Source organism: Exiguobacterium sp. HSB13 (assembly GCF_056764755.1).
Genome location: NZ_JBUZOM010000001.1, coordinates 448,632 through 474,226, shown reverse-complemented (window position 1 = coordinate 474,226; position 25,595 = coordinate 448,632). Strand labels below are relative to the sequence as shown.

Genomic DNA, 25,595 nt, shown 5'->3' with positions numbered 1-25,595 from the left:
CAAAAGCCTGTACGCTACGTCTACTGACGTAATGTACAGGCTTTTTTCGTTCATCCCTCGACGGAGGATTGACGTGTTGGTTTCAAGCGTTCATAGAAGTGTGCCATCGTCGTATCGAAGTATGGTGTCAAGAAGATGACACCGACAGTACTAAGTAGTGCGAGGATACCCCAGCCGATGAAACTCAAGTAAAGCATGATCAGTTCACGCTTATGCCCTTTCATCATCCGACGACTCTCACCGAGCACTTGCCAAAACGACAATTCCGGTCGGTCGACCAAAATGTACGGAACGAGGCGATACGCTAGATAAAAGTACAATGCCGGTAAAATCAAAAATGATCCGACATACACCAATACCGTCACAATCGCGTAAGCGGCAATCGTCCGGAAAGCACGTCGAAACGAAGAAAATCCTTCGAATAACGTTCCGATGCCGGCAGACTCCCCGCGTGTGAAGCGTAAGTAAGCAATCGTTCGTCCGACCGTCACCGGAGCAAGGACAATCGTTACGACCATGTTCAGTCCGATGAAACGGACCATGCTGTCGATGTCATCTTGGTCAAAGGACATCCGGCTTGCTGCAAGCGCAAAGATCAGGAAGTAGATGATCGAGATGCTTAGCCCGACCAGCCAACGTCCTTTTAGTGTACCAAGGGCGTCTTGTTTTAGTTGTTTAGGATTCATGTCGTACTCCTTCATTTCCACTATTTCCATCTTTGATTCTAGCGTAGTCCCGTTGAAAAACCTAGTTATCGCGCTTTGCTTTTCAAACGCGTCACGGAATCGTCGAAAATCCGTCACGAACGCATACAAAAAAATCCATTTCTCTCCTCTCAACAGATTTGAAAAATGGATTCGTGCGGTATAGGATTAGCCCAGAAGTCGCGTCAATGCTTCAACACGTTCTTTTTGAATGATACCGTCTTGTAAGACAGCGGATCCCACATGTAGTTCTGATGCCTTCGTCGCTTCAAGAAGCGTTTCCGCATTCTCAAGCGTGATTCCGGATCCTGGTAAGACGATCAAGTCCGGATGGTCCTCGATCAAACGCGCGATTGTCTCTTTGCCTTCTAACGCCGTCGCTTGACCACCTGACGTCAAGATTCGGTCGACTTCCGGAAAATCAGCGAGCACTTCTGCCGCTTCGAGAATATCACGACTACTGTCGATTGCCCGGTGGAACGTCAGTGACAGTTCCCCTTTATGTTTGATGATACGACCTAGGAAGCCTTCGTCGACGCGACCGTCTGCGGTCAATGAGCCGACGACGATCCCGGCAGCACCGAGTTCTCGAATCAAGTCGATATCCGTGATGATTGTCTCCTCGTCTGATTTCGAATAGACGAACGACTTACTATGTGGTCGTACGAGGACGTGAACTGGAATCTCGACCGTCGAGACGACTTGACGAATCAGTCCATAGCTCGGCGTCAACCCACCTTCGGATAATGCGGAGACGAGCTCGATTCGGTCCGCTCCGGCTTGTTCTGCTGCGACCGCTTCTTCTACGGTCGATGCGATGATTTCTAACATGATGCATCCCTCCCGCATCAGTGTATCACGAGACGACCATCCAGTTCACGCGTTCGTTGAACAGTTTCATCTCCCAAGAAGGTGGATAAGAGGCTGGACTGAGGACAATCTTCGCACGCCGGAACTCTGCCACCTTATATTTACGATTTCCTTGGAACTCATCATTCGCCAAGAAAGCATAGACGTCCTTCGTACAGCTGATGACGGCTTTTTGAATCAGTGAGGATTCAATATCGTCGCTGACGAAGCCACGCTCGATTTCGGCACCGTCAAACGATAGAAAACAGGCGTCAAAAGCGTAGGCATCGAGCGCCTGCAAGACTTCGACTCCGATTGTCTGCCCATAAGCATCAACCGTTCCACCGAGTAGTCGGATTTCACCTTTGAACGGTCCCGTCTTGCGGCACTGCTCCAAGTGACTGGCGACCACGAGTGAGTTCGTGACGATCGTCGCGTTCCCCGTTAAATACGGCAACAGATGCTCGACCGGCTCGCCTCGACCAAGAAAGATACAGGAATAATCGCTGAGCCATCCTTTCGCATAACGCGCTAAACGGCGAGACAACTGATCCGTCCGACGCGAGATCGGTGTTTCTCGTTTTCCTCCTTGATAGATGGCACCGCCATAGACGCGCTTCAACTGCCGTTCCCGTTCGAGTTCCTCTAAGTAGCGTCGTACCGTTTCTCCCGAGACATCGAGACGTTCGATCAAATCCTTCGTCATGACTTTCCCTTCCTCTTCCAGCCATTCCATGATGCGTGATTTCCGCTCTTCTCCTAATAACGACACGTGCGCTTCCCCCTTCACAGACAAGTTCTAGTTCTAGTGTATCGAACGTCTGTAAAGGTCTTGTAAATCCGATGTAAATAAACGTGTAGTTCCTATGAAATGTCGTTGAATTCGTCCGTTATCCGACTTTTTCCGCAAACCAAAGACGCATCCGCATCTCAATGAACGAGATGGAGATGCGCCTTAATGACTCATTCAGACGGTTTCTTTGCAAAGAGTGGAATCTTAGACTCTGTTCCTTGGCGAATCCGTTGGATATTCTCGCGGTGCTTGAAGATGACGAACAAGGCTAGAACCGTAAAGAACGTCGGAACGATCCAGTCGTTCGTCAAGACACCAATCGTGATGGAGACAACGATTCCGATACTTGCCGCCACGATTGAACTGAGCGACACCATCCGGCTCAGACGAAGTGTCGTCAAAAAGGACACGAGCAGGAAGATGAACAGAACAGGGCTCGTCACGAGCAACATTCCACCTGACGTTGCAACTGCTTTTCCACCTTTGAACTTCGCGAAGATCGGATAGATGTGACCGATGACAGCTGCTAGTCCAGCAAACAACGGATGTATATCTGCTCCCATCAAGATTGGAACGAGGCTTGCGACGGCTCCTTTTCCGAAATCACCGATCAAGACGATGATTCCCGCCTTTTTTCCCAAGACACGGAACGTATTCGTCGTTCCGAGATTCCCGCTACCATGTTGGCGAATATCCATCCCGTGTCCCCACTTCCCGACAAGAAGTGCGAACGGTATCGAACCAAGCAGATAGCCAAGAACTAAAATCCCTATGATTTCAATCATAGTCAACCTCCAACCTCTTAGTGACCGACTTTCATATATTCCTCAAGAGTCTGTCCGTTATTTTTAATTTGTGTCGCGACATCGACACCGACATAACGAATGTGCCATGGCTCATACGTATAGCCTGTCCGTGATTGAAAACCACGATCGTAGCGCACGATGAAACCATATTTCGCTGCGTTATTCGCGATCCATTTTCCTTCTTTCGTATCACCAAGAGCAGCCGTTAACCCGTTACCAACACTTGGTGCTGAAATATCGAAAGTGAGACCCGTCTGGTGCTCACTGTGACCAGGACGTGCTGAATATTGATCAGCAGCTGCCTTGCCATCACGTGCGACATAATTATTATACAATACTTTTTGACGTTCGCCTGAACGGAATCCACTAACTGCGTTCAATGTCACGCCTTCTTTTTTAGCAGCGGCAAACATCTTCTCCATCTGTTTCGCAGCTGGCGCCCGCATGTAGCTCTGCTCAAGTACACCTGAGTATGAGAAGCTGACGTTTGGTACGACGAGATCCGATGGTTTGTAGTCGATCGGCAAGCTGTATTTCTTATTGACGACGACGAGATTACCAAGCGAGAGATCCGCTTTGGCATCTGCTGATTTATCGACGTCCGGTGTCTCATCTTCTGGTTTCGACGGTTTTTCTTGTTCTGGATCCTGAGATGAACTGTCCGGTTTATCCGTCGATTCGTCCTTTTTGTCCTCTGTTTTGTCCTCTGAAGCTGGTGTATCTTCTTTTTGTTCTTCTTCTTTCTTCGTCTCATCAGAAGATTCTTGATTTTCTTGTGCCGTCTCATCAGATGAATTGTCTTCTGATGACTGATCTTCTTGTTTTGTCTCTTCTGACGTATCATCTTTCGTTGTTTCGTCTGTTTTGTTTGTTTCTTCTTTGTTCGTGTCTTTTGCTGTGTCTTCTTTTTTCGTTTCGTCGTTTGATTGTTTTGTCTCATCTGATTTCTGTTCCGTTTTCGTTGTATCATCCGCTTGTTGATCCCCAGGATTACATCCTGCAAGGAGAAGCGCTAACGTACTGACGGTTACGATTTTTTTCATGAGTAAGACCCCTCTTCTTTTTATGCTTCTCTATGTTACCGCTAATCGTTCCATCCGTCGAGTCTACTTCCGACAGATGGAGTAAGTCCCTACCTTACTTCAGCTTCTTTATTTTCGCAAATGATCCTGACTTTGTCATCGGTCGTTAGTACCAAGTGCTAAATTTTACTGTTCAGACTGAAAAATGAAAAAAAGCGGAACCGATTCAAAAATCGATCCCGCTTTTGTTGTATCGCTTCACGCTTCCGTTAAGAGTGCTGCGTCCGTCTCACTCATCTTCTCATAAATTTCGTGCCAGTTCGGGAACACCTTCGGCAAGCGAATCGGTCGGAAGTTTTCCTTCTTGACGACGACGTGTGTCGTCTTCGCCGATACTGCAAGTTTCCCGTCCGGATGTTTGACTGTATAGCCATAAATCGTTCGTAGTCCATCGTAATGATCAATCCAGACTGTGACGACCGCTGTATCGCCGTACGTCAACGAGCGTTTGTAATCGAGATTGACATTCGTGACCGGGGAGACATATCCCGCATCTTCCATCTCCTTGTAATCAAGACCCAAGGACTGGATTAATTCTGTCCGCGCCAATTCCAAATAGACGAGATAGTTCGAATGATAGACGATGCCCATCATGTCCGTCTCGGCGTACCGGACAGGTATTTCAATCGTGTGCATGTAGCTTCCCCCTTAAAAATCCTCTTTTTCAAGATAGGACCATTCTGAACCGGACAAGCTAACTTTGTCAATTAATCGCATCGATTGTTTGGCAATCGCCTGTTCAACGATCGTGATCGCCGCCCGTGCGTTTCCGTTCGGAACGACATCAATCTTCTCAGTAAGCGTCAACCGTGCGTCCTCCGTCAGCTCGTATCCGAAACGTGCCGCGTATCCTTCAATGATTTGAATCAACTCGTCTGGCGAATAATTCGGGAAGTGGAATGATCGCTTGAAGCGTGATTTCAATCCTGGATTACTCGCGAGCAAGGCGTTCATCTGTTGCTCGTAACCAGCAAGGACGACGACGAGATTATCTTGGTGCTTCGTCATCTCATCCACGAGCGTATCAATCGCTTCCTTCCCGAAGTCGTTCGCTCCACCGTTTAGCGCGTAGGCTTCATCGATGAATAAGACACCACCCAGCGCGTCGCGAATCGCGTCACGCGTCTTTTGCGCTGTTTGTCCGACGTAACCGGAGACGAGATCCGCCCGGCTGACGACTTTCAAGTGTCCCCGTTTCAAATAACCGCATTGTCGTAACACATCGGCATAAAGTTGGGCGACGGTCGTCTTTCCGGTTCCGCTATTGCCGCTAAAGACCGCATGCAGTTCGACCGGCAACACTTTATAACCGGCTTCCCGGCGGCGTTTTTGCATCGATAATAAGGCTTCAATTTGTTTGAGTTCATCTTTAAGATCAGACAATCCGACGAGCGAAGCGATCCGCTCCTCAACGGTTGCATCCGGTTCTTGGACCATCTCGAAATCTTCTTGTTCGAGTAAGGCAAAGTCTTCGTGACTGGCACTCTCTCCAAGGCTTGATCCTTTCTTGAAGATGGCATCAAGCACGATATTGCGGACGGCGCGTCCGTTTCCGAAACTGGCGTCGACACGTTCCCGCTCAAGTCGCCCGAGCAACGCTCGCTCTGCTTGTTCCGTCAAAACATAATCGTTCGCGGTCGCGATCGACCGTCCGATGGCGAGCAGCTCCTGATCCGTATAGTCAGCGAGCAGATAATGATTTGATTCCGGGAAACGACTCCGAAGTCCAGGATTCGCCTTCAGGAAATCACGCATCTCTTCTGGGTAACCAGCAAGCACGACCGCAAATCGCCCTGCATATTCTCCACTCGTCATCGCTGCGACGAGCGTATCAATCGCAGCCTGACCATAATCGTTCCCACTTTGTCCGGCACGTTTTAAGGCATAGGCTTCATCGATAAAGAGCACCCCTCCGACGGCTTCGCGGACTTTACTCATGACCTGTTCTTCCGTCTGACCGACGAACGCACCGACAAGCGATGAGCGATCCGTCTCAACGACTTCCGGTCGTTCGAGTAGTCCGAGCTCGTGATAGATCTTTGCCATCAGACGGGCAAGCGTCGTTTTCCCGGTTCCCGGGTTCCCCATGAAGATCATGTGTAGCGATGGTTGATCGCTTGAACGGTAGCCATCTTCCGATCGCTTCTGTTGATACTTCAAGAAGCGATACATATGATGGACCCGTTGTTTGATATCTTCGAGACCAATCATCGCGTCGAGTTCCTCGAGTGCTGAGCGTTCGACTTGTTTGCTTTCGACAGGGAGCAAAGCGACGACACGTTTGAGATCCTGGATCGTCGTCGCTTTCAGTTCCGTCATCTCGCGGAACGCTTCTCGGGAATAGAAGCGCTCTTGTAAACTGTCGACGAATGTCTGCGCTGTCTGTTCGAGCGTTGCACTCGAACGCAGTAATGCCGTTCCAGCCTCGAACAGTTCCGTCCAGCGTCCGGCATCCAATCGACGCAACCGCTCCGTCAGTTCGACGATTTGTTCCGTCTCCTCGACGATTTGGCTTGCTTGGAGGATCAGTTCTTTCGTCGCTGATCGTTTTGCGTTCGCATTGTCCGTCTCGCGAATCGTCGGAAACGTATGCGCGACAAGACGCTGATACGTACTTTGTAATTGTTGTTCCGTCAACAGCTGCTCAAGACGGGCTGGCAAACGACCATGCTGACGGATTTCTTGCATCCAGCTCTCAGCTAAGGCATCCAGTCGTCCCGTCATGATATAGCGATGCTCGACAAGTAATGCCAAGATGCGGACGAGTGCTTCCGTTTCGCCAAGCAACCGGCTACTTTGGGCATAACGTAAGGCGAGCACCTCCTCGACCTTCGCGCCCTCTTCCCACGCTTTGATTTGATTGAACATCTCCTCTTTCGAGAATGCTTCCATGTTGAACCTCCTGCGTCTCGAAAAAACCGACTTTGTCCGCTACCGTTTCGTAGCGTCATCGCCGGTCGTTTCTTGTTTATTTTGCTTTTAACCAATCCGGATCGAACGTATCGATCGTTTCAAAACTCTTCATTTTGACAGAGTAGAACAATTTACCGTTATTGCGTGACTCCGCACCGAGTACTTTCGAACGGTCGGAAGCGACATAATACGTTGCTTGTTCTTGGTTGTTTTCTTTATCGAAGATCGATGGATATTGTTTGATCCATTCTTCTGGTACCGTGCTTGACGGTTCTTTTTTCACATACACGTCCGCTGCCATTCCGGCGATGTCCGCTTCTCCCTCGACTTGTCCAAAGTCACCTTTGTTAATGAAAGCGAGGATCTGTTCGTTGAAGCCACGTGAGAGGAATGGGCGCGGCGCACTGACACTTTTGCCAGCTTTCGTCTCATTGACTAACTTCCCTGTCGCATCATACTCACGGAACATCGTCCCGTTCCAGATCGCAAGCGATCCTTTTGACGGACCGTCTACGACTTCTGTCCGGAAATGACCTTTGTCATTAAAGACGACTTCATACGTGCGTGATTCAAGTTCATCTTTTTTCGTCGCGAGTTTCTTCTCAACATATTGAATGCGTGTCATCGTATAAAACGGTTTGACCGTCGCGGCTTTTTCATCGCTTGCGGTCTGCGTCTTGTTCAAGAGATAAAAATTGTAGGCAAGGAGGATCGCCATTGCCACGATTGCTACTGCAATCCACGTGCTCGTTCGTTTCGTCATGCCATGTACACCTTCCTAGCTCAAGTCTCTATTCTTTATCATCGTATCGGTTTTATAAGGAGAATACAAAGGGTTTGTCCGAGATTTCACGATTTCTGACTAAATTCGTCAGACTTTTGAACAAATCAGAAAACGGTCAGGACGACAAAAAAAGGCGAACCGAATGAATTCGGTCCACCCTTGATTACGTTTATGCTTCCTTTGGCGTCAGCGAGACGATCATCGACTCATCGACCAAGTAATAGCTATGGTGCGGCATTTCACGCAAATAGCCATCCTGAAACAACATCGCACAGTCGACTTGGAACGTCTTGCTATACGGTTTCAACGGGAGTTTCTTCACCCTGTCAAAATAGCGATCTACGGCAACTTGGACATGATCCATCTCATAGACGAGTTCCCGGTCTTTTGCTTCCATGATGGTGAATGTCTCACGCGACATGTAAAACACTTGTGTCGAACGAACCTTTAAATACGGCTCCAACTGCTTTAAGTCGATGCGTTGCTCATTATCTAGAAGCACTGTCCGATTCGTCCCTTTCGGTAGTTCGGATTCAAAGGCATGCGTCGCTTGTTTGACTTCATCAAGCGTCACGTCACGCATCGGCAATGGCTGGTCGTCCTTCGGTTGAAACCACTTCTTGAATCGATTCACCTTTTTCCTCCTCTCGTCAAAAAAAGGTGGGGTTTCCCCCACCTTTGATTAGACAACTTATGCTTGTTGGAGACGCTCACGAAGGACCATTGGAAGGATCCCGCCGTGACGGTAGTAATCGATGTCGACTTCTGAATCGAAACGAGCGATCGCTTCAAACTCAGTGACTTTTCCGTCTGCCGCTGTCGCTGTGACTTTAACGATGTCACGTGGACGAACAGACTCATCGATTGCGATGCTGATCGCTTCTTCACCTGTTAAACCAAGTGTTTCAGCTGTCGTGCCTGCCACGTATTGCAGTGGAAGAACACCCATCATGACGAGGTTTGAACGGTGAATCCGCTCGAAGCTCTCCGCGATGACAGCTTTGACGCCGAGCAAGTTCGTTCCTTTGGCTGCCCAGTCACGTGAAGAACCCATACCGTAGTCTTTACCAGCGAGGATGACGAGACCTGTACCATCTTCTTTGTACTTCATCGCAGCATCGTACATCGCCATTGTTTCGCCTGTTGGCCAGTACGTCGTGAAGCCACCTTCTGTACCTGGTGCGACTTGGTTACGGATCCGGATGTTCGCGAACGTTCCGCGCATCATGATTTCGTGGTTACCACGACGTGAACCGTATGAGTTGAAGTCTTTCGGTGCAACCCCTTTGTTGACGAGGTATTGACCGGCTGGTGTCGTTTTCGAGAATGAACCCGCTGGTGAGATGTGGTCCGTTGTGACTGAATCAGCGAACTTACCGAAGACACGGAGTCCGTTGAGTGCTTCGACTTGACCAGCTTCCTTCGCCAAGTTCTCGAAGAACGGTGGGTTTTGGATGTACGTCGACTCACCGTCGAAGTCGTACTGATCGCCTGTTGGCACGTCAAGGTTGTTCCAACGTTCGTTTCCTGTGAAGACTGAATCGTATTCTGCACGGAAGCTTTCTGGTGTGACGACCGTGTTGATGATCGTTTGGATCTCATCACGTGAAGGCCAGATGTCAGCAAAGAAGACTTCTTGTCCGTCTTTGCCTGTTCCGAGTGACGCGTTCATGATATCGACGTCGACTGTTCCTGCAAGTGCATACGCGACGACGAGTGGCGGTGAAGCCAAGTAGTTCGCTTTGACGAGCGGGTGGACACGACCTTCGAAGTTACGGTTTCCGGAGAGGACAGACGAAACGAGTAAGTCTGAACCGAGGATCGCATCTTCGACAGCGCGGTCGAGTGGACCGGAGTTACCGATACATGTCGTACAGCCGTAACCGACCGTGTTGAAGCCGAGTTCGTCAAGGTACGTTTGGAGTCCTGATTTCTCGAGGTAATCCGTAACGACCTTCGATCCTGGCGCAAGGGATGTCTTGACGTATTTCGGAACCGATAGACCGAGTTCGATCGCTTTTTTCGCGACGAGTCCCGCACCGATCATGACGTATGGGTTTGATGTGTTCGTACAGCTCGTGATCGCAGCGATTGCCACGTCACCCGTACGCATTTCAACTGCTTCGTCTTCGAACTGAACGACAGCGACTTTGTTCGCTTCTTCTTCCGCTAAGCCGAATCCAGCGTTTCCTTGTGGAGCCGTCAACGCTTTTTTGAATGATGTATGCACATCCGTCAAATCGATCCGGTCTTGAGGACGTTTTGGTCCAGCGAGAGCAGGAACGATCGTCGAAAGATCGAGTTCGACTGTTTTCGTGAATGTTGGATCTTCGTTTTGTGGCGTGTAGAACAAACCGTTTGCTTTCGAGTAGTTCTCGACTTTTTCGATCAATTCTTCATCGCGACCTGTCAGACGAAGGTACGTCAATGTTTCTGTGTCGACTGGGAAGAATCCACATGTCGCACCGTATTCTGGCGCCATGTTCGCGATTGTTGCCCGGTCAGAAAGTGACATCAAGTGGAGTGATGGACCGAAGAACTCGACGAATTTACCGACGACGTTCTCTTGACGGAGCATTTCCGTTACACGAAGGGCAACGTCTGTTGCTGTCGTTCCTGGGTGCATCTCACCAGTGATGCGTACACCGATGACTTCTGGTACTGGGAAGAACGATGGCTGTCCGAGCATGCCCGCTTCCGCTTCGATCCCACCGACTCCCCAACCGAGGACGCCAAGACCGTTGATCATCGTCGTGTGTGAGTCCGTTCCGACGAGTGTATCCGGGTACACATCAACTGTACCGTCTGCTGTTTCCTTTTCAAGGACGACAGATGCCAAGTACTCGAGGTTAACTTGGTGGACGATCCCTGTTGCTGGTGGTACGGCACGGTAGTTATCGAATGCCGATGTCGCCCAGCGAAGTAATTTGTAACGCTCTTCGTTACGTTCGAATTCGAGATCCATGTTTTCTGCAAGTGCTCCAGCAAAACCGTAAGCATCGACTTGAACCGAGTGGTCAACGACGAGATCGACTGGTACTTCTGGGTTGATGACCGATGGGTCTCCACCGAGATCTTGCATGGCTTTACGAAGTGACGCGAGGTCAACGACCGTTGGAACACCTGTGAAATCCTGAAGGATGACGCGTGACGGTTTGAACGGAACATCGACATCGTTCGAAACTTGAGCTGTTCCCCATTTCGCCAAGTTCTCGACGTGTTCACGTGTGATCGAACGACCATCTTGTTGACGAAGTACTGACTCGAGTAGGACACGAATCGAGTATGGAAGACGTTTGACTTCCGTCAATCCGAGTTCTTCCAATTTTTCAAGACTATAGTACTGATAATTCTTACCGTTTGCTTCAAACGAACGGCGTGCGCCAAAGACATCTTGCGACACATCTGTTTGCTTCATGGTGATTCCCCCTTTAAGTGTTCACGATATCAAGCCCCTGATACCGCTTACTTGTACAGTTCTATCATAGTATAATATGGATTCCGTTACAATTTGAAAGAACAAAAGACTTTCGATAAGTTTTACTTATTGCCGATATTAGAAAATTATTCTATTGTCCTGTTTTTCTCATATTTCCAGTCTCGCGTTTCCATTTAGAATGTTCAGGGTACTTAAAAAGTGTAGTACGATATCCGATTCTTGTGGAGGCGTTTATTATGGCGAAATATAAAAGCGATGCAACGCACGTCATTACGACAATCATTTTTAGTGATGTAGAAAAAGCAAAAACAGGCTTTGCGATGATTAAGGATCTCGAAGCAATCAAGGAAATCGAGATGGATCAGATGGTTCTCGCAAAACGTGACGAAGCAGAGGGCTTCTCTTTCATCGATGCGATCGACTTCACACAACAGGACCAATCCTTCAAAGGTTCATTGATTGGCATGGCGATCGGTGTCGTCGGTGGTCCGTTCGGTATGCTCGTCGGTTCCGTTGCTGGTTACTTGATCGGAGCGAACCGGGATGAGAAGAATGAACGGGAGTCGTTTGATTTATTCAACCGGACGCTGAATCAAATCGATCCCGACCATTACGGTGTCATCTTGATCAGTGAGGTCAACGAAGATTCAGAAGCCGTCAATGCGATCGCCGCTGAACTCGGAGCGACAATTCGCCGTACAGGTGAGACATTGCCGGATGGTGCAGTCTAATCAAATCAGAGTTGTCTTCTTTACGTTCTCGTTTTAAACGGGAACGTTTTTTAATTCGTGGATCACCTGTTTTGCTGCTTCCTGCGTCGTGTCTGAATCGACTTTCTGTAAAGCATTTTGTTGCACGGTTATGAGGATATTTTTGTAGCTGATGATGAGGAGCTCGCCGTAATCACCGTTTGATTGATACTGAACCAAATCATTACCTATGTATCGATCCGTATACGCAAAATGAATCGCTAACTGCGTATCTTGTTTTTGGTTTTCAAAATAAAGTGTCTCCTGGGTCGACGGCGTGTCAATCGTTCCGTCAACCGTTAACCATCGTCTCTTCCCAAAACTCAAGGATTGGTCGACAGCCGTGAAGTCTGCACCGATAGTACTTCCCTTCAACTGAAACTGATCCATCTTCAAGTGTTCATTCATATGCTTGAACAGCTTTTCATACTGAACTGGATTTAAGATGGGGTGTTTCGTCTGATTCGTCTTCTGATTCGTATGCGTAGTAGTTTTGACTTCTACTTTTTTCTGTTCCGTCGTGACCGCCTCATCCGTGCATCCAGCGATTAAAAACACACTTGAAAACAGAATCAGCATAGTCCCCTTATAGTTCATAAAATATCCTCCCCTATTGATAAAACTCTTCCATCATTTTGCCTTAAAGTTGTACAGCGGTTTAATGATTTCGACGACATCGACCGTTTCTTTCGTGTTACGGATGATTTCGTCCATCGGTTTGTAGACGAACGGCGACTCGTCACGCGTCGATGCGACGACTGAACTTGACCAGACATTAGTCATCGTCTTTTCGAACGCATCCAGTTCAACAGTTTTGAATGCTTTTGACCGCGACATGATGCGTCCTGCTCCATGTGGTGCGGAATAGTTCCAATCGGGATTTCCTTTTCCGACGACGATCAAAGAGCCGTCACGCATGTTCATCGGAATGATTGCCCGCTCACCCGCTTTCGCAGAGATGGCACCTTTTCGTAGAATCATCGCGTCAAGATCGATGTAGTTGTGGATCGTATCGAACTGATCCGCAACCGTCCACCCCATCGCTTCAAAAATAACTTCAGTCATCGCCTGACGGTTCAGTGCAGCGTAGCGTTGCGCAATCTTGAGATCATGCAGGTAGCGCTCCATCGCTTCGCCGGAAACAGATGCTAAGTCTTTGTTAAACATAGAGCGTGTTGCTTTCAATTGCTGTAAAGTCGCTTGAATCTCCGACTCACGCCCCGCTTGCTTTAATTCCCCGATGACTTGATCCGCATCAAATTGGAAGCGTGCCGTTTCCGCTTCTGCCTGATAATGTTCAGCGATCGTTTTCCCGAGATTTCGGCTTCCGGAATGAATCACAAGATAAAGCTCGCCTGCTGCGTCCTGATTCAGTTCGATGAAGTGATTTCCTCCACCGAGCGTACCGATCGATAATCGTGCCCGTGTCTCGTTAAACGGTGCGAGCACTTGATCAAATGGTACCTGTTCTGATAATGGATGGGCTTTTTGACGTACCGACATGCCACTTGGAACGAGACGCTGGATCGTTGCGTCAAGCTCTGCAAAGTCGATTGGTCCCTTTTCAGCGAGTCGTGTACACAACATCCCACAACCAATATCGACTCCGACGAGATTCGGTACGACCTCGTCCGTCACATGCATCGTCGTTCCGATGACAGATCCTTTTCCAGCATGGCAATCCGGTATGATTCGGACGCGACTACCTGTCGCAAATTGTTCCTCTAGCATGGCTGTGACTTGCTTAATCGTCATCTCATCGACGTTATCCGTGAAAATCTTTGCTTCCCCATATGTGCCTTGAATTGTTTTCATACGATCGTTCCTTTCCATCCTATCTATCCTATCCATTTGGTTATTCTGCTGTTTCTTGTATGATTTCAATGAATTGTTTTGTCAGTGTCGTCGGTCCGGTCTCCGTCAACCAGACGAAGGCTGTCGTACTCGCGGCACCTGGTAGGTATGTCTGGTGCAGTCCTGTCATATCCAGTTCCCGCAACGTACTTTCCGGCAAAACGGTCACCGCCTGTCCACTACGGACGAGTCCGATTAGCGTTAAGACATCAGAACATGTCTCTTGCGATACGACACCGAGTCGTTGACTTAACGTCTGAAAGACACCGAGTCCTTCCTGACTCGGAATGATGAGGTCTGCGGTTGGGTGATCCGGGTGCCAGACTTGATGGAACGGTTCTTCCTCCATCCATTCAATCGAGATCCCTTGCGCATCAATCGGCAGACGGACGAACGCTGCGTCAAGCGACCGCTCTTTCAACCGTTCGATGAGCGCACTCGATTCTCCTTGGTGTACTTGTAAAATAATGCCAGGATGTCGTCGTTTCATCTGTTCGATCCATTCGACGAGCCGACTGGCTGATAAGGTGTTGACACCAATTCGCAAAATCCCTGTTCGCCCCGCTTCGATGTCGCTCACTTCCATCCGTGTCTCCTGCTCGAACTGCAACAAAGAAACCGCTCGTTCATATAAGCGGTTGCCGCTTGGGGTAATCCGAATCCCGCGCCCCGCCCGCTCAATCAGACGAACGCCGAGCTCTTCTTCCATTCGCCGGATTTGCTGCGTCAAGGCAGGTTGCGCCATCCGTAAGCGCTCCGCTGCCCGCGTGACGGATTGTTCCTCGACGACCGCACAAAAATAGCGGTACTGGCGTAAATCCATATTCATCATCCCTTTCATATGTTTTCATGTATAAAGATATATGAATCATAACATCAATCATATGCTATGATGCAGGAATATCTGAAGTGAAAGAAAGGAGCTTTTTCATGAAACAAACGACTTCTACCTTCCAGTGGATCGTCTTTTTACTCGCGAACACGATTGCCTTACCAATCGTCGTCGCTAGTCTGTTCGACCTCTCCTCAGTCGAAACAGCCGCCCTTGTCCAACGGTCGTTCTTTGTAGGCGGGATTGCCTGTTTCCTACACGGAGCCTTCGGCCACCGGCTTCCAATCGTATCAGGACCTGCCGGATCATGGGTCAGCATCTTCGTCGTCATCGCCGCATTACCGGTCGATTCAAAAACGGCCTTTACGATCGCGATGGCAGCCGTCGTCATTGCCGGCGTCGTCCTCATCATTCTCGGTTTGACAGGATGGACGAAATATTTATTACCCGTCTTCACACCGCTCGTCAGCGGAACATTTTTGCTCTTATTATGTATTCAATTGACAGGTGTCATGCTTGGTGCCGTCCTCGCCGTCGAAGCAACACGTCTCGCCGGGATCATCACGTTCTTGCTCGTGCTCGGACTCAGCCAATTCGGACCGAGTCGCTTACGCCCGTTTGCCTTGATGATCGGGATCATCGTTGGTTGGCTCGTCAGCCGTCCGTCACTTCCTACGTCGTCAAGTTTGTTTGCACCACCGCAAGCGTTACCGTTCGGATGGCCGCAGTTTGACGGCAGTGCATTCCTTGTCGCGATTCCGTTCGCGATCTTGCTCGTCGTCAATTTGATCGCCGCTTTAAGTGCCGTCGAAGCGACGCTTCAAAAACAAGGTCGTCTGCACCAAGGATTATCAATCGAAGGCGTCATTCATTTACTCGCTGCTACATTCTCGACGCTTGTGCCGGTGCCGTTACCCATCACGAGTGGTTTCATCGCGCAAACCGGTAGCCGGAAACGTCGCCCGTTCTTGATCGCCTCACTCGTCATCGCGTTGATCGGGTTCTTCCCAAGCTTGATCGGGATCATCGCGACATTACCGCGTAGCGTTGCGAGTGCCGCGTTGCTTGCGACATTGCCGCACATGTTCTTGATTGCCTGGCAGTCAGCGGAAAGTAACATGGAGAACAGCCGTCGCCGCCATGCGTTTGCGATCAGTGCCGTCATCGGTATCAGTATCTTATTGCAATCGACGGTCATCGCTGAAGTTCTACCTTTGACGCTTCGCCCATTCCTTAGTAACGGGTTACTCGTCGGAACGATGCTTGTGCTCGGTTTCGAGATCGTCGAAAAAGTACGTTCTCGCCGTGCGAAACAAGCAGATCGATTGGCGAGCTAAATGGTATTGTACGATCGGAAGATGTCAGCATCCTCGATTTTTCTGTAAGAGTCGAGAATGATGACATCGTCTTTTTATTTAACTAAAAAATAGCCTTTCCGGAGCATGTCGGAAAGGCTATTTTTATACACTCGTATTCAATTAAAAACAACAAGCTCCCTCAACGCACTTCCCGCCACCATTTTCGTGTCGTGCTCTCGGGTGTCACACTCTCCCCAATCATTGGTGTCAAAACTGGAATCTCATCGCGTTTTGCTTCCTTGAGCAACCGTTCGACCGGTTCGAACCAGGCATGAAACGCAAGGATGAAGGCAGACCAGTGTATCGGCATCAGGACACGTCCTTTGACATCACGATGTGCTTGAACGGTTTGTTCCGGTAACATGTGCGAATTGGACCATCGAACATCATACTGCCCACATTCCATCATCGTCAGGTCAAACGGACCATATTGTTCACCGATTGCTTTGAAGTGTGGACCATAACCACTGTCGCCACTAAAGAAGACCTTTTGCGAGCCTTCGATCACCCATGACGCCCATAGCGTCGAAAACTGATCGAGACCATTTCGCCCTGAATAATGACGCGACGGAGCGGCTGTCAGTTTGATACTGCCGACCTGCGTCGATTCATGCCAGTCGAGTTCCGTGATTCGCTCAGCCGAGACGCCCCATCCACGGAGACGACTACCGACCCCGAGCGGCACGATGAAACGACCGACTCGATTTTTCAAGGCAAGGACGGATGGATAATCGAGATGATCATAATGATCATGTGAATAGACGACGACATCAATCAACGGCAAGCGTTCGAGATCAACCGTCTGCGTCGTTTGAAAACGTCCTCCACCCAGTTTTGGGAACGGTGATGGTGCGCGCCCGAGCATCGGGTCAAAGAAAATCGTTTGCCCATCAAGTTCAAGTAAAAATGCCGAATGTCCGAACCACGTGACGCGTGGTGCTTCACTATCGTCTTGACGTCGCTGATACGGAAGCGTCGGTAACGCTTTGACAGGACGTAGATTTGGAATATTTCGTCCGTAATCCTTTAAAATGCTTTTCATCGAGTCCCATTCCATCTTCAACTGGAAATCCATCTCATTTTTGAACTTCCCGTCGACAAAACGATCTGATCGTTCGAAACTCCGCTGTTCTGCACGGCTTGGTCGTTTCCCGAACACCGGGTATCGGTTGATGAACCAAGCGCTCGCAAGACCAATTCCTGCTAAAGCTGTCACTATTTTTTTCATGTCTTATCACCTCTTCGATGCTCTCAGTATAGCACCTCGATTCCTCAGACATCTCGCTTTGCGACTCCGGACGCGAGAAAAAAAGTGAAGATCACCGTCATCGGTGCCTTCACTTCTAGGTATTAGTCGAGATCGTCTGCTTTCCATTTCGCCCGGTCGCTCTTCTCACCGTCTTCACGGTGATTGCTCTCGTAGGCATTGTTCCCCGGATTTTCGACCTTGTTATCATCGTGCCGATGGTCGTGGTCATGGTGATGATGGTGCTCATGGTCATGATGGTGATCGTGGTCATGATCATGGTCGTGATCTCGATCCTTGACGAACAATGCAAGACCGCCGCGCTCGACTTCCGCGTAGTGCCGTTCTGCCTCATCATCCGAATGTCCGACACGTTTTAATGTCTCACGGAGCGGTGGTTCTTTAGAAAACGTTGATTTGACTTGATCAATCCAACTCGCACCTGATGCTTCGTCTGCCGCGTCATCCCGACCCACGACAGAAAAATCTGAATCATGATGTCCTTGTTGTTTCAATTCCTCGATTTTTCGTTCCAGACTCGATTGATCCTGATAGATCCCAACAAACCGTTTCGCCATCACATGACACCGTCCTTTTTCATATGAATTCAAACACGCTCTATTTTTACCCTTGTTCGCTTGTCATCAAACGAGATTTCAGGAACGAAAAAACGGACCACTTCGGAAAGTAGTCCGTTAAAAAAACTTAGAGTTGTTGCGGTGAATCGACCAATGTGATCGTTCCTTCGTTTTTCTGAACGAATCGCTCGTAAACGAAATCGTTCGCAAACAGCAATACAGCATTTTCCCAGCGGTCGTAGACGAGAACCGTCCGTGAATCCGTCAATTGTTTGACAGCAGCAACTTCAGCCGGCTTGATCCACTTCGCGACTTGGAAGTTCGCAGCATCCTTCAAGATATCAACGCCATACTCACCTTTGAGCCGGTGCTCGAAGACTTCGAATTGGAGTTGTCCGATTGCTCCGAGGATGATTTCGTTGTATTCCGTTTTGTAGACCTGGATTGCTCCTTCTTGCGCGAGCTGCTCGACACCTTTTTGGAACTGCTTCGACTTCAAGGCGTTTTTCGTATAGACCTTCAAGAAGAGTTCCGGTGCGAACGTTGGGAGTGCTTCATATTGGAGTGATGGATCACCATTCGTGATCGTATCACCGATTTGATAGTTGCCTGAATCGTATAGCCCGATGACGTCTCCCGCGAACGCTTCGTTAACCGTTTCACGCTCATCTGCCATGAATTGTGTCGATTGCGACAACTTCATCTTCTTGCCTGTCCGTGTTAAGACGACATCCATTCCACGATCAAATTTACCCGTACAAATACGGACGAACGCAATTCGGTCACGGTGGTTCGGGTTCATGTTTGCTTGAATCTTGAAGACGAAACCACTGAAGAAGTCTTGCGCCGGTTCGACCTTCCCTTTGTTCGACTCACGTGGTGTCGGTGAAGGAGACAGGTTCAAGTAATGCTCGAGGAGCGGTGTGACACCGAAATCAACGAGTGCTGATCCGAAGAAGACCGGAGTCAATTCGCCTTTTGCAATCAATTCTTCATTGTATTCGTTACCTGCGCCGTCGAGTAAGTCAACTTCATCCATCAACGTCTCGTACATTTCCGAGTTGATCGTCGTCGCGAGTTCTTCGTTCGCGAGACCTTCCTCACCGAGTTCGATCGACTTACGATCGTTCTTGAAACAATGGAATTGTCCTTTGACGCGATCATAGACCCCTTCGAACTGTTGACCTGAACCAGCTGGCCACGTCACAGCAACCGACGGAATGCCGAGGACTTCTTCGAGTTCTTCCATCAATTCGAGTGGATCACGCGCTTGGCGGTCCATCTTGTTGATGAACGTAAAGATTGGAATTCCGCGCATCCGACAGACTTGGAACAGTTTCTTCGTTTGCGACTCGATCCCTTTCGCTGCATCGATGACCATGATTGCTGAGTCAACCGCTGTCAGGATCCGGTACGTATCTTCACCGAAGTCCGAGTGACCTGGTGTATCCATGATGGAAACGATTTTTTTATCGTATTCGAATTGCATGACCGAAGACGTAACAGAGATTCCGCGTTGTTTTTCGATTTCCATCCAGTCCGATTTCGCGAATTTCGAGTTTTTCCGTGCCTTGACAGAACCTGCCTCACGGATTGCCCCTCCGTGTAGGAGGAATTTTTCAGTTAATGTCGTCTTACCCGCATCCGGGTGGGAAATGATGCCGAAAATCCGACGCTTTTCGACTTCCGTTTGTAGAATGTTTGTCATGTATGGTAGTTCCTTTCACCGATATATTCAAAAGTCCGATCAATCTTTTTCGCAACTAGTCTATCATACCGAATTTTCAAGGTCTCGTCCATTTCACTTCATTGACTTAATTTTCAGATTTAATGTTGACAATTCCTCTACTTCTTCTTTACGATGACTAGGAAGTTCACTATTACAGAAGGAGGAGACGTACAATGGTATTCTATCAAGCTCGGACATCTGTCCACACTGTCTTTGTATTGGCTACAACTGTACGTCACCCAATCGTTTAATTTTTAATTAAGCAGGGTGTGCGTATGCGTATACGTACATGCTGCCCTCTTATATTAGGACGGGTATGCCCATATTTGTGCGTATCCGTCTTTTCTATTGTCTAAAAACGGAATATAAGGGGTTTTCACTATGTTTAACGCACTCAAACAGCTTGATCGCAACATCTGGATCCGGTTCGTCGGGGAAACGATCACGGGGGTCATGATGTTCATGATTGCACCATTTTTAGTTCTTTATTATGCGGATCGACTCGATTCCTACTTCTTGGTCGGTGTCATCATGGCGACCGGACCGATCATGTCGCTCGTCGGCGCTGTTCTCGGTGGTCACTTCGCCGATAAATTCGGTCGAAAACCACTGATGGTCCTCTCGATCATCGGTGACGTCATTGCTTTAATCGGTTTTTCGTTCGCCGATTCATTCGGACCGCTTCTCGCGTTGAACGCGCTGCTCGGTTTATCCAGTTCACTGTTCCATCCCGCTGCAAGCGCGATGGTCGCTGACGTCACACCACCAGAACGCCTAAACGAATCGTTCGGTCTGCTCCGGATGGGACATAACGTCGGGGCCGCACTCGGTCCACTTCTCGGAAGTGCCGTCCTGTTCGTCGACCGTTCACTCATCTTCTACTCTGCCGCTTTCGTCTTTTTCCTGTACGGACTCGTTCTCTACTTCTTCATCGAAGAAACGAAACCGGAGTATATCGAAAAGACGGACGAAGTCAAAGTGTCCCCACTCACTGTATTGCGGAAGGATCATGTCTTTTTAATTTTCATCGGGGCGGGTGTCTTCATCTCGATGGGATTTGCCCTCGTCGAGAGTATGTTACCGGTCTTCTTGAAGGAAGCACTACCGGGATTACCGACGAAACAAAATCCGTTCCCTTATCTGATGGCTCTGAACGGGATCATGGTCGTCTTGTTCCAGTTCCCGATTGCTGCTCGCTTGTCCGGCAAAGCATTCGGAAAAGTCATGTTGCTTGGGGCCTCGATTTTCGGAATCGGCATGATTTTCCTCGCATTCGTGCCGTCCTACCTGTTCTCACTCGGAACAGACTATGTCGTGCTCGTAACGGTATTGCTTGCGATTTATGCGTTCTATACGCTTGGTGAGATGATCATGTCCCCTGTCCAGATGACGTTCATCGCTTTGATCGCACCAGAACATCTTCGCGGAACGTATAACGGTGCTGCGAGTCTTCAGTGGTTGATTGGCGGCGTTACCGCACCGCTTCTCGGATCGTTGTTCCTTGATTCCGGAAAAGGTGACTTCGCCTTAGCATTCATCGGATTACTCTGTTGTGTCTCGGGTGGAGTCTATCTCGCACTCGACCGGTCGATTCAACGTGCGAAGCGTTTAACGAAATCAGCTTAAAGCTAAAAATAAAAAAGCGATGTGTCATGCTCCGACTTTAGTCAGAGCGTTACACGTCGCTTTTTTCATTAAGAGGGTAATTGATTTGCCGCTACGAACGGACCAAACAGGACCGGTAACGGATCAAGTCGTTGCTGGATTTCTTCAATGAAATTCGTCGATCCACTGACGAAGACGATCGGATCATTTGCCGTGATCATCGTCAGGAACTCGTGCATCTGCTGTTCCCATCCTTCTTGACGAATGTGGTGGACGACCATCCCTTTCGTCGTCAAGGATAGGACATTCGCTAACATTCGTTCTGCCAGTTCTTCAGCTGAGACATGTAACAAGGTCGTTTTTCGACCACTCAAGAGCGCGTGCCTGGCTTCATCGATGACGGCTCCGAGATGATGTTCTTCTGCAATCAACAAAATATCTTGTTGACGCCAGTTTTCAGCATGGCGGTATTTACAAAAATGCCGGCACGTATCGACGAGTTGATGGTGGACGATACTCCATGCTTGAAGCAACGGTGCATCTTCTTCAAGTGCATATTCGATCTGGATGGCTTTTAAAATTTCATGACTGATGATGTCCGGGTATGTCAGCAGAAACGATTTCGTCTGATTGATTTCGTTCAATAAAATCAATTTAAACAGTTCACTCGATTCATGTTGGTTAGTAATCTGATTCAATAATTGACTCAGGCGTAAAATCCGCAAGGCGCGAGTTCCGTCCTGAGCCCCCGCTTCTCGAAGCGCGCGCAATTCTTCTTCATACGTCGCCTCGAGCGAGTCATAGAAGCGCGTCGCGATCCGCAATCCCTTTTGCTCCATCGATGGACCGAGCTGTTGCAAAAGGTGTAATGCCTGATCGAAATGCATAATTTAACCTACCTTTCACCGTCCATTATGCGATAATCGCCTCATAAAAACAATCTGTAAAATGCATCTTATTTTTTGCACATTGAGAGTTGATAATGCTTGCGTCGCCCCCTAGTATGTGTGTTAAGTAGGTGATGAAAATGCGCATGACACGTTATACGGATTACGCGATTCGGTCCCTGCTGTTCGCAGCAGCTCACCCCGATCGTTTAGTCCGAATCCAGGAAGTAGCGGATTGTTACGACATTTCTAAGAATCATTTAATGAAAGTAGTCTATCGTTTAGGACAGAGTGGTCTGATTGATTCTGTCCGTGGTCGTGGAGGTGGTTTCCGCTTAGCAGGCCCTCCGGATGCAATTCATATCGGTGACGTCGTACAACTGTTTGAACCAACCGTTCATTTTCTCGATCCGCAAGAAGGCATTCACGAGGTCCCTTCGCTCAATCCGGCACGTGATGCCTTCGATGATGCCATTGCGGCGTTCCATCAAGTACTCAATAGTTACACAGTACATGATTTGCTACATCCGACAGCTGATACTCATCCACAAATACTTGAAATGATTCCGAACCGCGATTGAGCCGGTTCGGAATCTTTTTTTATTCCATCCTCGCTCAATTGCGATTTCTCAAAACGCTCGTGGTATACTTATATAAGAAAGGAGGGGTACAGATGAACCCTCAAGAAGAACTCCATCTCTTATATCTTCGCTTAAAGGAAGAAGAACCCTCCGTTGCACGCGGTGAGGCCTTATGGGCCATCTTTGAGGAAACAGCTGATGATTCACTCCGCTTCCTCTCCTTATGGGCATTTTCACAAAATCAATTTGATTTAGGACACTTCCGATCGTTTCTCGTGTCCTTCACGCTCTTGATGGAATGGATCCGAAAAGATGAGATGACACTGACTCCAAAACAAGAACTTGATTTGTACTGGAACTACAAGTCCTATTTGATCTATATGGCAGAACAAGAAGACGTGACGGTCTCGCTTCTCGAAGAAGATCTTGATCGCTTCATCGACTTCTGTGACGCGCATGGCTTTATTCGGACACGTGACTATATCAGCTTCATGGTCTACAGCAAACTCGGTGACGAGGAACAAGCCGATCATTATCTATCGGAATGGGTCGACGCGCCAAGTGACGAACTCAGTGATTGCCCATCTTGCGAGGCCTTCAGCCGGATGACGTATGCGATCGAACGTGGATTCGAAGATCGTGCCTTACTTCTTTATGCAGCACTGCGGCATGAACGGGGTTGCTCGCGGATGCCGGATCAGGCTCATCCATACATTCTACCGTTGTTCCTCAGTCGTAAAAAAGAACGCTTCGATTGGAGCGAACGCTTGATTGAAGAAGTCAAACGGGGCGAAACCCTCTTCACAGGTGGTGACGAGCCGTATCACTTGTATGCGAAGATGTATTACGATACGAACTATACCTGGTCGATGGAAGAGAAAAAACAATTGATTCCGTTCTTGACCGACCGTGGGTATCTTCAGTTCTTACTCGCTCACTATGCATTCGCCCATCGGCAATCGCTTGGTGAGGAAGCGTCGTATCTCGCAGCGCTTCGGACGAATCTCTATGAGATTGCACAATCCCTTGATCGCCGGATCGAAGGTGTCTTCTACTTGAACCTCGTCGAACGTGAATTGAAACGAATCACCCAGTTCGTTGCCTGAATCTCATTCGTAAAGGAAGTGTCTTCATGTTAGATCATGTCCAGCTCGCTATGCCGAAAAACGAAGAAGATCGCGCCCGTGCATTTTATGCCGGGCTTTTACATATGAAGGAAGTCGAAAAACCCTCTGGTGTTCAAGCTAGTGGTGGTGTTTGGTTCGAAGATCATGGTGTAGCACTTCATCTCGGAATCGAGGATCCATTCGTTCCTGCTAAAAAAGCGCACCCTGGATTAACCGTCGCTGCGTTCGAAGCGTTGAGCGATGCTCTTCAAGTTGCCGGTTATCCGGTTGAGCATGACACCCGCCTTGCGCCACGTCGTCGTTTCTTCACAGCTGATCCCTTCGGTAACCGGTTAGAAATCATCGCCGCCCACCTGCCGACGTTAACGCCGAAAAAATTAACGGATGGTTCACATGTTCGTTTAATCGCACCCGCTTCTAGCCTCTCGACGGTCGAGATGAAGATCATCGATGGTGCGATCCAGACGCTCGAATCACTCGGGTTACGTGTTTCGATCAGTCAACATGCACGTGCCATCAATCCGTTCGGTTCCAGTGATCCTGAGTTACGCGTCGCAGACCTTCATGCTGCATTCGCTGATCCAAACGTCGATGCGATTCTGTGCGTTCGTGGTGGGTTCAGTACGAATGAACTTGTCGACTTACTCGACTACGAATTGATTCGGACACATCCGAAGATTCTTTGTGGCTTCTCCGATATCACAGCACTCAGTCATGCTATTCTAACGAATACCGGATTAATCACTTACTCCGGACCGATGTTACGGGCTTTCCGGGATCGTGATGCCTATACGATCGATTACTTCAAGCAAGTATTGTTTGGAACAGAACCCGTTACGATTAAGCCCTCTGTCCATTGGCGGGATTCTGATCGTGGACGCGTCATCACGTTACCGAATAAAGGTCCACTTCTCTTATCGCCGGGACAAGCGAGCGGTCGACTGATTGGTGGAAACCTTTGTACGTTGAACCTTCTGCAAGGCACACCGCACTTCCCTGATTTACGGGATGCGATCTTATTCCTTGAAGACGATTACGAAGTCCATCCAGCGACGTTTGCCCGTGATTTCGCCTCGTTGATGGCGCAACCAGGTGCGGAGACGGTTCGCGGGATCGTCTTCGGGCGCTTCCAACTCGCAACGAAGATGACGGAAGAGCATCTGCGATATCTGATTTCGCTCTATCCATTCCTAGAGCACGTACCAGTGCTTGCGAATGTCGACTTCGGACATACGAGTCCTTTATTCACGTTCCCGATCGGTGGTCAGGTGGAACTGCATGACGAGGTCATCCGACTTCATATTTCCTGAATAATAAAAGAAGGAGACGCGGCAATCCGCATCTCCTTCTTTTTTAGTAGTCGAGCAATCTCGAAGCGTCGATTTGACGTTTCGACCCATCCGCGAACATCTCAAGTGTTGCGAAAATCTGGTCATTTGCCCATTCATAGTGAAGTAACGTGAAGTCTTCGAGTGTCGAGACCGTCTTGAACGTTTTCCCGACCGTAAACGCACGCTTCCGGCTCGCATCTTCTGCCGGAACGGTGACGAAGATGACCGTGATCTCTTCGCCCTTCGTATCATAATAGAATTCAACGATCCGACCGTCCGCTGTTTCAGGTAAGACACCTTTACGGGGCTGTCCGGTCTCGTCCAATTGTACGTATGGTTGCAGCATTC

The 25,595-nt window shown here is 48.9% G+C and carries 24 protein-coding genes; 6 read left to right on the top strand and 18 right to left on the bottom strand.

Annotated features, from left to right (window positions below):
• Positions 1–50: 50 nt before the first annotated feature.
• The 10 genes from ACZGCQ_RS02420 to acnA form a co-directional block, all read right to left on the bottom strand.
• Positions 51–686: a DUF975 family protein gene (locus ACZGCQ_RS02420; protein WP_050678317.1), complete on the bottom strand. Its 636-nt coding sequence runs from the start codon at positions 684–686 to the stop codon at positions 51–53.
• 186 nt (positions 687–872) lie between these two features.
• The gene (locus ACZGCQ_RS02415; RefSeq protein ID WP_481265257.1) at positions 873–1,535 is read right to left on the bottom strand and encodes a copper homeostasis protein CutC; all 663 of its coding nucleotides are present in this window, start codon (positions 1,533–1,535) and stop codon (positions 873–875) included.
• 25 nt (positions 1,536–1,560) lie between these two features.
• On the bottom strand, positions 1,561–2,325 hold the full coding sequence (locus tag ACZGCQ_RS02410; protein ID WP_481265256.1) for a DeoR/GlpR family DNA-binding transcription regulator: 765 nt from the start codon (positions 2,323–2,325) through the stop codon (positions 1,561–1,563).
• 191 nt (positions 2,326–2,516) lie between these two features.
• Entirely contained in the window at positions 2,517–3,131 is a 615-nt protein-coding gene (gene plsY, locus ACZGCQ_RS02405) for a glycerol-3-phosphate 1-O-acyltransferase PlsY (protein ID WP_481265255.1), read from the bottom strand.
• A 17-nt stretch (positions 3,132–3,148) separates the two neighbouring features.
• On the bottom strand, positions 3,149–4,195 hold the full coding sequence (locus tag ACZGCQ_RS02400) for a M15 family metallopeptidase (RefSeq protein ID WP_481265254.1): 1,047 nt from the start codon (positions 4,193–4,195) through the stop codon (positions 3,149–3,151).
• A 237-nt stretch (positions 4,196–4,432) separates the two neighbouring features.
• Positions 4,433–4,870 (bottom strand): acyl-CoA thioesterase, encoded by a 438-nt coding sequence (locus ACZGCQ_RS02395; RefSeq protein ID WP_023467801.1) that lies wholly within the window; start codon positions 4,868–4,870, stop codon positions 4,433–4,435.
• A gap of 12 nt (positions 4,871–4,882) precedes the next feature.
• On the bottom strand, positions 4,883–7,126 hold the full coding sequence (locus ACZGCQ_RS02390; RefSeq protein ID WP_023467800.1) for an AAA family ATPase: 2,244 nt from the start codon (positions 7,124–7,126) through the stop codon (positions 4,883–4,885).
• Between the two features lie 76 nt (positions 7,127–7,202).
• Positions 7,203–7,910: a hypothetical protein gene (locus ACZGCQ_RS02385; protein WP_029341277.1), complete on the bottom strand. Its 708-nt coding sequence runs from the start codon at positions 7,908–7,910 to the stop codon at positions 7,203–7,205.
• 190 nt (positions 7,911–8,100) lie between these two features.
• The gene (locus ACZGCQ_RS02380) at positions 8,101–8,565 is read right to left on the bottom strand and encodes a DUF3939 domain-containing protein (RefSeq protein ID WP_058705233.1); all 465 of its coding nucleotides are present in this window, start codon (positions 8,563–8,565) and stop codon (positions 8,101–8,103) included.
• Positions 8,566–8,622: 57 nt separating this feature from the next.
• Positions 8,623–11,349 carry an aconitate hydratase AcnA gene (acnA, locus tag ACZGCQ_RS02375; RefSeq protein WP_023467797.1) on the bottom strand — a complete coding sequence of 909 codons (2,727 nt, stop codon included), beginning with the start codon at positions 11,347–11,349 and terminating at the stop codon, positions 8,623–8,625.
• Positions 11,350–11,606: 257 nt separating this feature from the next.
• On the opposite strand from acnA, the gene ACZGCQ_RS02370 reads away from it, so the two are divergent.
• On the top strand, positions 11,607–12,101 hold the full coding sequence (locus ACZGCQ_RS02370; RefSeq protein ID WP_481265253.1) for a hypothetical protein: 495 nt from the start codon (positions 11,607–11,609) through the stop codon (positions 12,099–12,101).
• A gap of 33 nt (positions 12,102–12,134) precedes the next feature.
• Here ACZGCQ_RS02370 and ACZGCQ_RS02365 read toward each other — a convergent pair whose 3' ends face one another.
• From ACZGCQ_RS02365 to ACZGCQ_RS02355, 3 genes are read right to left on the bottom strand one after another with little or no spacing between them, the layout of a single operon-like run.
• Complete coding sequence (locus ACZGCQ_RS02365; protein ID WP_481265252.1) at positions 12,135–12,716, bottom strand: hypothetical protein; 582 nt, start codon at positions 12,714–12,716, stop codon at positions 12,135–12,137.
• 33 nt (positions 12,717–12,749) lie between these two features.
• The gene (locus tag ACZGCQ_RS02360) at positions 12,750–13,934 is read right to left on the bottom strand and encodes an RtcB family protein (protein ID WP_481265251.1); all 1,185 of its coding nucleotides are present in this window, start codon (positions 13,932–13,934) and stop codon (positions 12,750–12,752) included.
• Positions 13,935–13,974: 40 nt separating this feature from the next.
• Positions 13,975–14,796, bottom strand: a complete 822-nt coding sequence (locus tag ACZGCQ_RS02355) for a LysR family transcriptional regulator (protein ID WP_481265250.1) — start codon at positions 14,794–14,796, stop codon at positions 13,975–13,977.
• A 107-nt stretch (positions 14,797–14,903) separates the two neighbouring features.
• On the opposite strand from ACZGCQ_RS02355, the gene ACZGCQ_RS02350 reads away from it, so the two are divergent.
• Positions 14,904–16,142 carry a purine/pyrimidine permease gene (locus ACZGCQ_RS02350; RefSeq protein WP_481265249.1) on the top strand — a complete coding sequence of 413 codons (1,239 nt, stop codon included), beginning with the start codon at positions 14,904–14,906 and terminating at the stop codon, positions 16,140–16,142.
• 160 nt (positions 16,143–16,302) lie between these two features.
• On the opposite strand, the gene ACZGCQ_RS02345 is transcribed toward ACZGCQ_RS02350, so the two are convergent.
• The 3 genes from ACZGCQ_RS02345 to ACZGCQ_RS02335 form a co-directional block, all read right to left on the bottom strand.
• The gene (locus ACZGCQ_RS02345) at positions 16,303–17,391 is read right to left on the bottom strand and encodes an MBL fold metallo-hydrolase (protein WP_481265248.1); all 1,089 of its coding nucleotides are present in this window, start codon (positions 17,389–17,391) and stop codon (positions 16,303–16,305) included.
• Positions 17,392–17,513: 122 nt separating this feature from the next.
• Entirely contained in the window at positions 17,514–17,987 is a 474-nt protein-coding gene (locus ACZGCQ_RS02340; RefSeq protein WP_481265247.1) for a YflT domain-containing protein, read from the bottom strand.
• Between the two features lie 127 nt (positions 17,988–18,114).
• The gene (locus ACZGCQ_RS02335; RefSeq protein WP_029341267.1) at positions 18,115–19,695 is read right to left on the bottom strand and encodes a peptide chain release factor 3; all 1,581 of its coding nucleotides are present in this window, start codon (positions 19,693–19,695) and stop codon (positions 18,115–18,117) included.
• A gap of 402 nt (positions 19,696–20,097) precedes the next feature.
• On the opposite strand from ACZGCQ_RS02335, the gene ACZGCQ_RS02330 reads away from it, so the two are divergent.
• Positions 20,098–21,342 (top strand): MDR family MFS transporter, encoded by a 1,245-nt coding sequence (locus tag ACZGCQ_RS02330; protein ID WP_481265246.1) that lies wholly within the window; start codon positions 20,098–20,100, stop codon positions 21,340–21,342.
• A 68-nt stretch (positions 21,343–21,410) separates the two neighbouring features.
• Here the strand turns inward: ACZGCQ_RS02330 and ACZGCQ_RS02325 are convergent, their stop codons facing one another.
• Complete coding sequence (locus ACZGCQ_RS02325; RefSeq protein ID WP_481265245.1) at positions 21,411–22,208, bottom strand: hypothetical protein; 798 nt, start codon at positions 22,206–22,208, stop codon at positions 21,411–21,413.
• A gap of 140 nt (positions 22,209–22,348) precedes the next feature.
• Here ACZGCQ_RS02325 and ACZGCQ_RS02320 point away from each other — a divergent pair, with 140 nt between their 5' ends.
• The 3 genes from ACZGCQ_RS02320 (at position 22,349) to ACZGCQ_RS02310 (ending at position 25,226) form a co-directional block, all read left to right on the top strand.
• Positions 22,349–22,789: an RrF2 family transcriptional regulator gene (locus ACZGCQ_RS02320; RefSeq protein WP_029341264.1), complete on the top strand. Its 441-nt coding sequence runs from the start codon at positions 22,349–22,351 to the stop codon at positions 22,787–22,789.
• Between the two features lie 92 nt (positions 22,790–22,881).
• Complete coding sequence (locus ACZGCQ_RS02315) at positions 22,882–23,895, top strand: hypothetical protein (protein WP_481265244.1); 1,014 nt, start codon at positions 22,882–22,884, stop codon at positions 23,893–23,895.
• A gap of 26 nt (positions 23,896–23,921) precedes the next feature.
• Entirely contained in the window at positions 23,922–25,226 is a 1,305-nt protein-coding gene (locus tag ACZGCQ_RS02310) for an LD-carboxypeptidase (RefSeq protein ID WP_481265243.1), read from the top strand.
• Positions 25,227–25,269: 43 nt separating this feature from the next.
• On the opposite strand, the gene ACZGCQ_RS02305 is transcribed toward ACZGCQ_RS02310, so the two are convergent.
• Positions 25,270–25,593 (bottom strand): hypothetical protein, encoded by a 324-nt coding sequence (locus ACZGCQ_RS02305; protein ID WP_023467783.1) that lies wholly within the window; start codon positions 25,591–25,593, stop codon positions 25,270–25,272.
• Between the last annotated feature and the right edge of the window lie 2 nt (positions 25,594–25,595).

What these genes read in the sequence shown, in the direction of transcription:
- ACZGCQ_RS02340 (WP_481265247.1), bottom strand. Translation starts at nt 17,987, where the DNA reads ATGGCGAAACGGTTTGTTGGGATCTATCAGGATCAATCGAGTCTGGAA.
- ACZGCQ_RS02330 (WP_481265246.1), top strand. Translation starts at nt 20,098, where the DNA reads ATGTTTAACGCACTCAAACAGCTTGATCGCAACATCTGGATCCGGTTC.
- ACZGCQ_RS02400 (WP_481265254.1), bottom strand. Translation starts at nt 4,195, where the DNA reads ATGAAAAAAATCGTAACCGTCAGTACGTTAGCGCTTCTCCTTGCAGGA.
- ACZGCQ_RS02415 (WP_481265257.1), bottom strand. Translation starts at nt 1,535, where the DNA reads ATGTTAGAAATCATCGCATCGACCGTAGAAGAAGCGGTCGCAGCAGAA.
- ACZGCQ_RS02325 (WP_481265245.1), bottom strand. Translation starts at nt 22,208, where the DNA reads ATGCATTTCGATCAGGCATTACACCTTTTGCAACAGCTCGGTCCATCG.
- acnA (WP_023467797.1), bottom strand. Translation starts at nt 11,349, where the DNA reads ATGAAGCAAACAGATGTGTCGCAAGATGTCTTTGGCGCACGCCGTTCG.
- ACZGCQ_RS02345 (WP_481265248.1), bottom strand. Translation starts at nt 17,391, where the DNA reads ATGAAAAAAATAGTGACAGCTTTAGCAGGAATTGGTCTTGCGAGCGCT.
- ACZGCQ_RS02350 (WP_481265249.1), top strand. Translation starts at nt 14,904, where the DNA reads ATGAAACAAACGACTTCTACCTTCCAGTGGATCGTCTTTTTACTCGCG.
- ACZGCQ_RS02335 (WP_029341267.1), bottom strand. Translation starts at nt 19,695, where the DNA reads ATGACAAACATTCTACAAACGGAAGTCGAAAAGCGTCGGATTTTCGGC.
- ACZGCQ_RS02365 (WP_481265252.1), bottom strand. Translation starts at nt 12,716, where the DNA reads ATGAACTATAAGGGGACTATGCTGATTCTGTTTTCAAGTGTGTTTTTA.
- ACZGCQ_RS02360 (WP_481265251.1), bottom strand. Translation starts at nt 13,934, where the DNA reads ATGAAAACAATTCAAGGCACATATGGGGAAGCAAAGATTTTCACGGAT.
- ACZGCQ_RS02320 (WP_029341264.1), top strand. Translation starts at nt 22,349, where the DNA reads ATGCGCATGACACGTTATACGGATTACGCGATTCGGTCCCTGCTGTTC.
- ACZGCQ_RS02310 (WP_481265243.1), top strand. Translation starts at nt 23,922, where the DNA reads ATGTTAGATCATGTCCAGCTCGCTATGCCGAAAAACGAAGAAGATCGC.
- ACZGCQ_RS02305 (WP_023467783.1), bottom strand. Translation starts at nt 25,593, where the DNA reads ATGCTGCAACCATACGTACAATTGGACGAGACCGGACAGCCCCGTAAA.
- ACZGCQ_RS02420 (WP_050678317.1), bottom strand. Translation starts at nt 686, where the DNA reads ATGAATCCTAAACAACTAAAACAAGACGCCCTTGGTACACTAAAAGGA.
- ACZGCQ_RS02315 (WP_481265244.1), top strand. Translation starts at nt 22,882, where the DNA reads ATGAACCCTCAAGAAGAACTCCATCTCTTATATCTTCGCTTAAAGGAA.
- ACZGCQ_RS02390 (WP_023467800.1), bottom strand. Translation starts at nt 7,126, where the DNA reads ATGGAAGCATTCTCGAAAGAGGAGATGTTCAATCAAATCAAAGCGTGG.
- ACZGCQ_RS02385 (WP_029341277.1), bottom strand. Translation starts at nt 7,910, where the DNA reads ATGACGAAACGAACGAGCACGTGGATTGCAGTAGCAATCGTGGCAATG.
- ACZGCQ_RS02370 (WP_481265253.1), top strand. Translation starts at nt 11,607, where the DNA reads ATGGCGAAATATAAAAGCGATGCAACGCACGTCATTACGACAATCATT.
- plsY (WP_481265255.1), bottom strand. Translation starts at nt 3,131, where the DNA reads ATGATTGAAATCATAGGGATTTTAGTTCTTGGCTATCTGCTTGGTTCG.
- ACZGCQ_RS02395 (WP_023467801.1), bottom strand. Translation starts at nt 4,870, where the DNA reads ATGCACACGATTGAAATACCTGTCCGGTACGCCGAGACGGACATGATG.
- ACZGCQ_RS02355 (WP_481265250.1), bottom strand. Translation starts at nt 14,796, where the DNA reads ATGGATTTACGCCAGTACCGCTATTTTTGTGCGGTCGTCGAGGAACAA.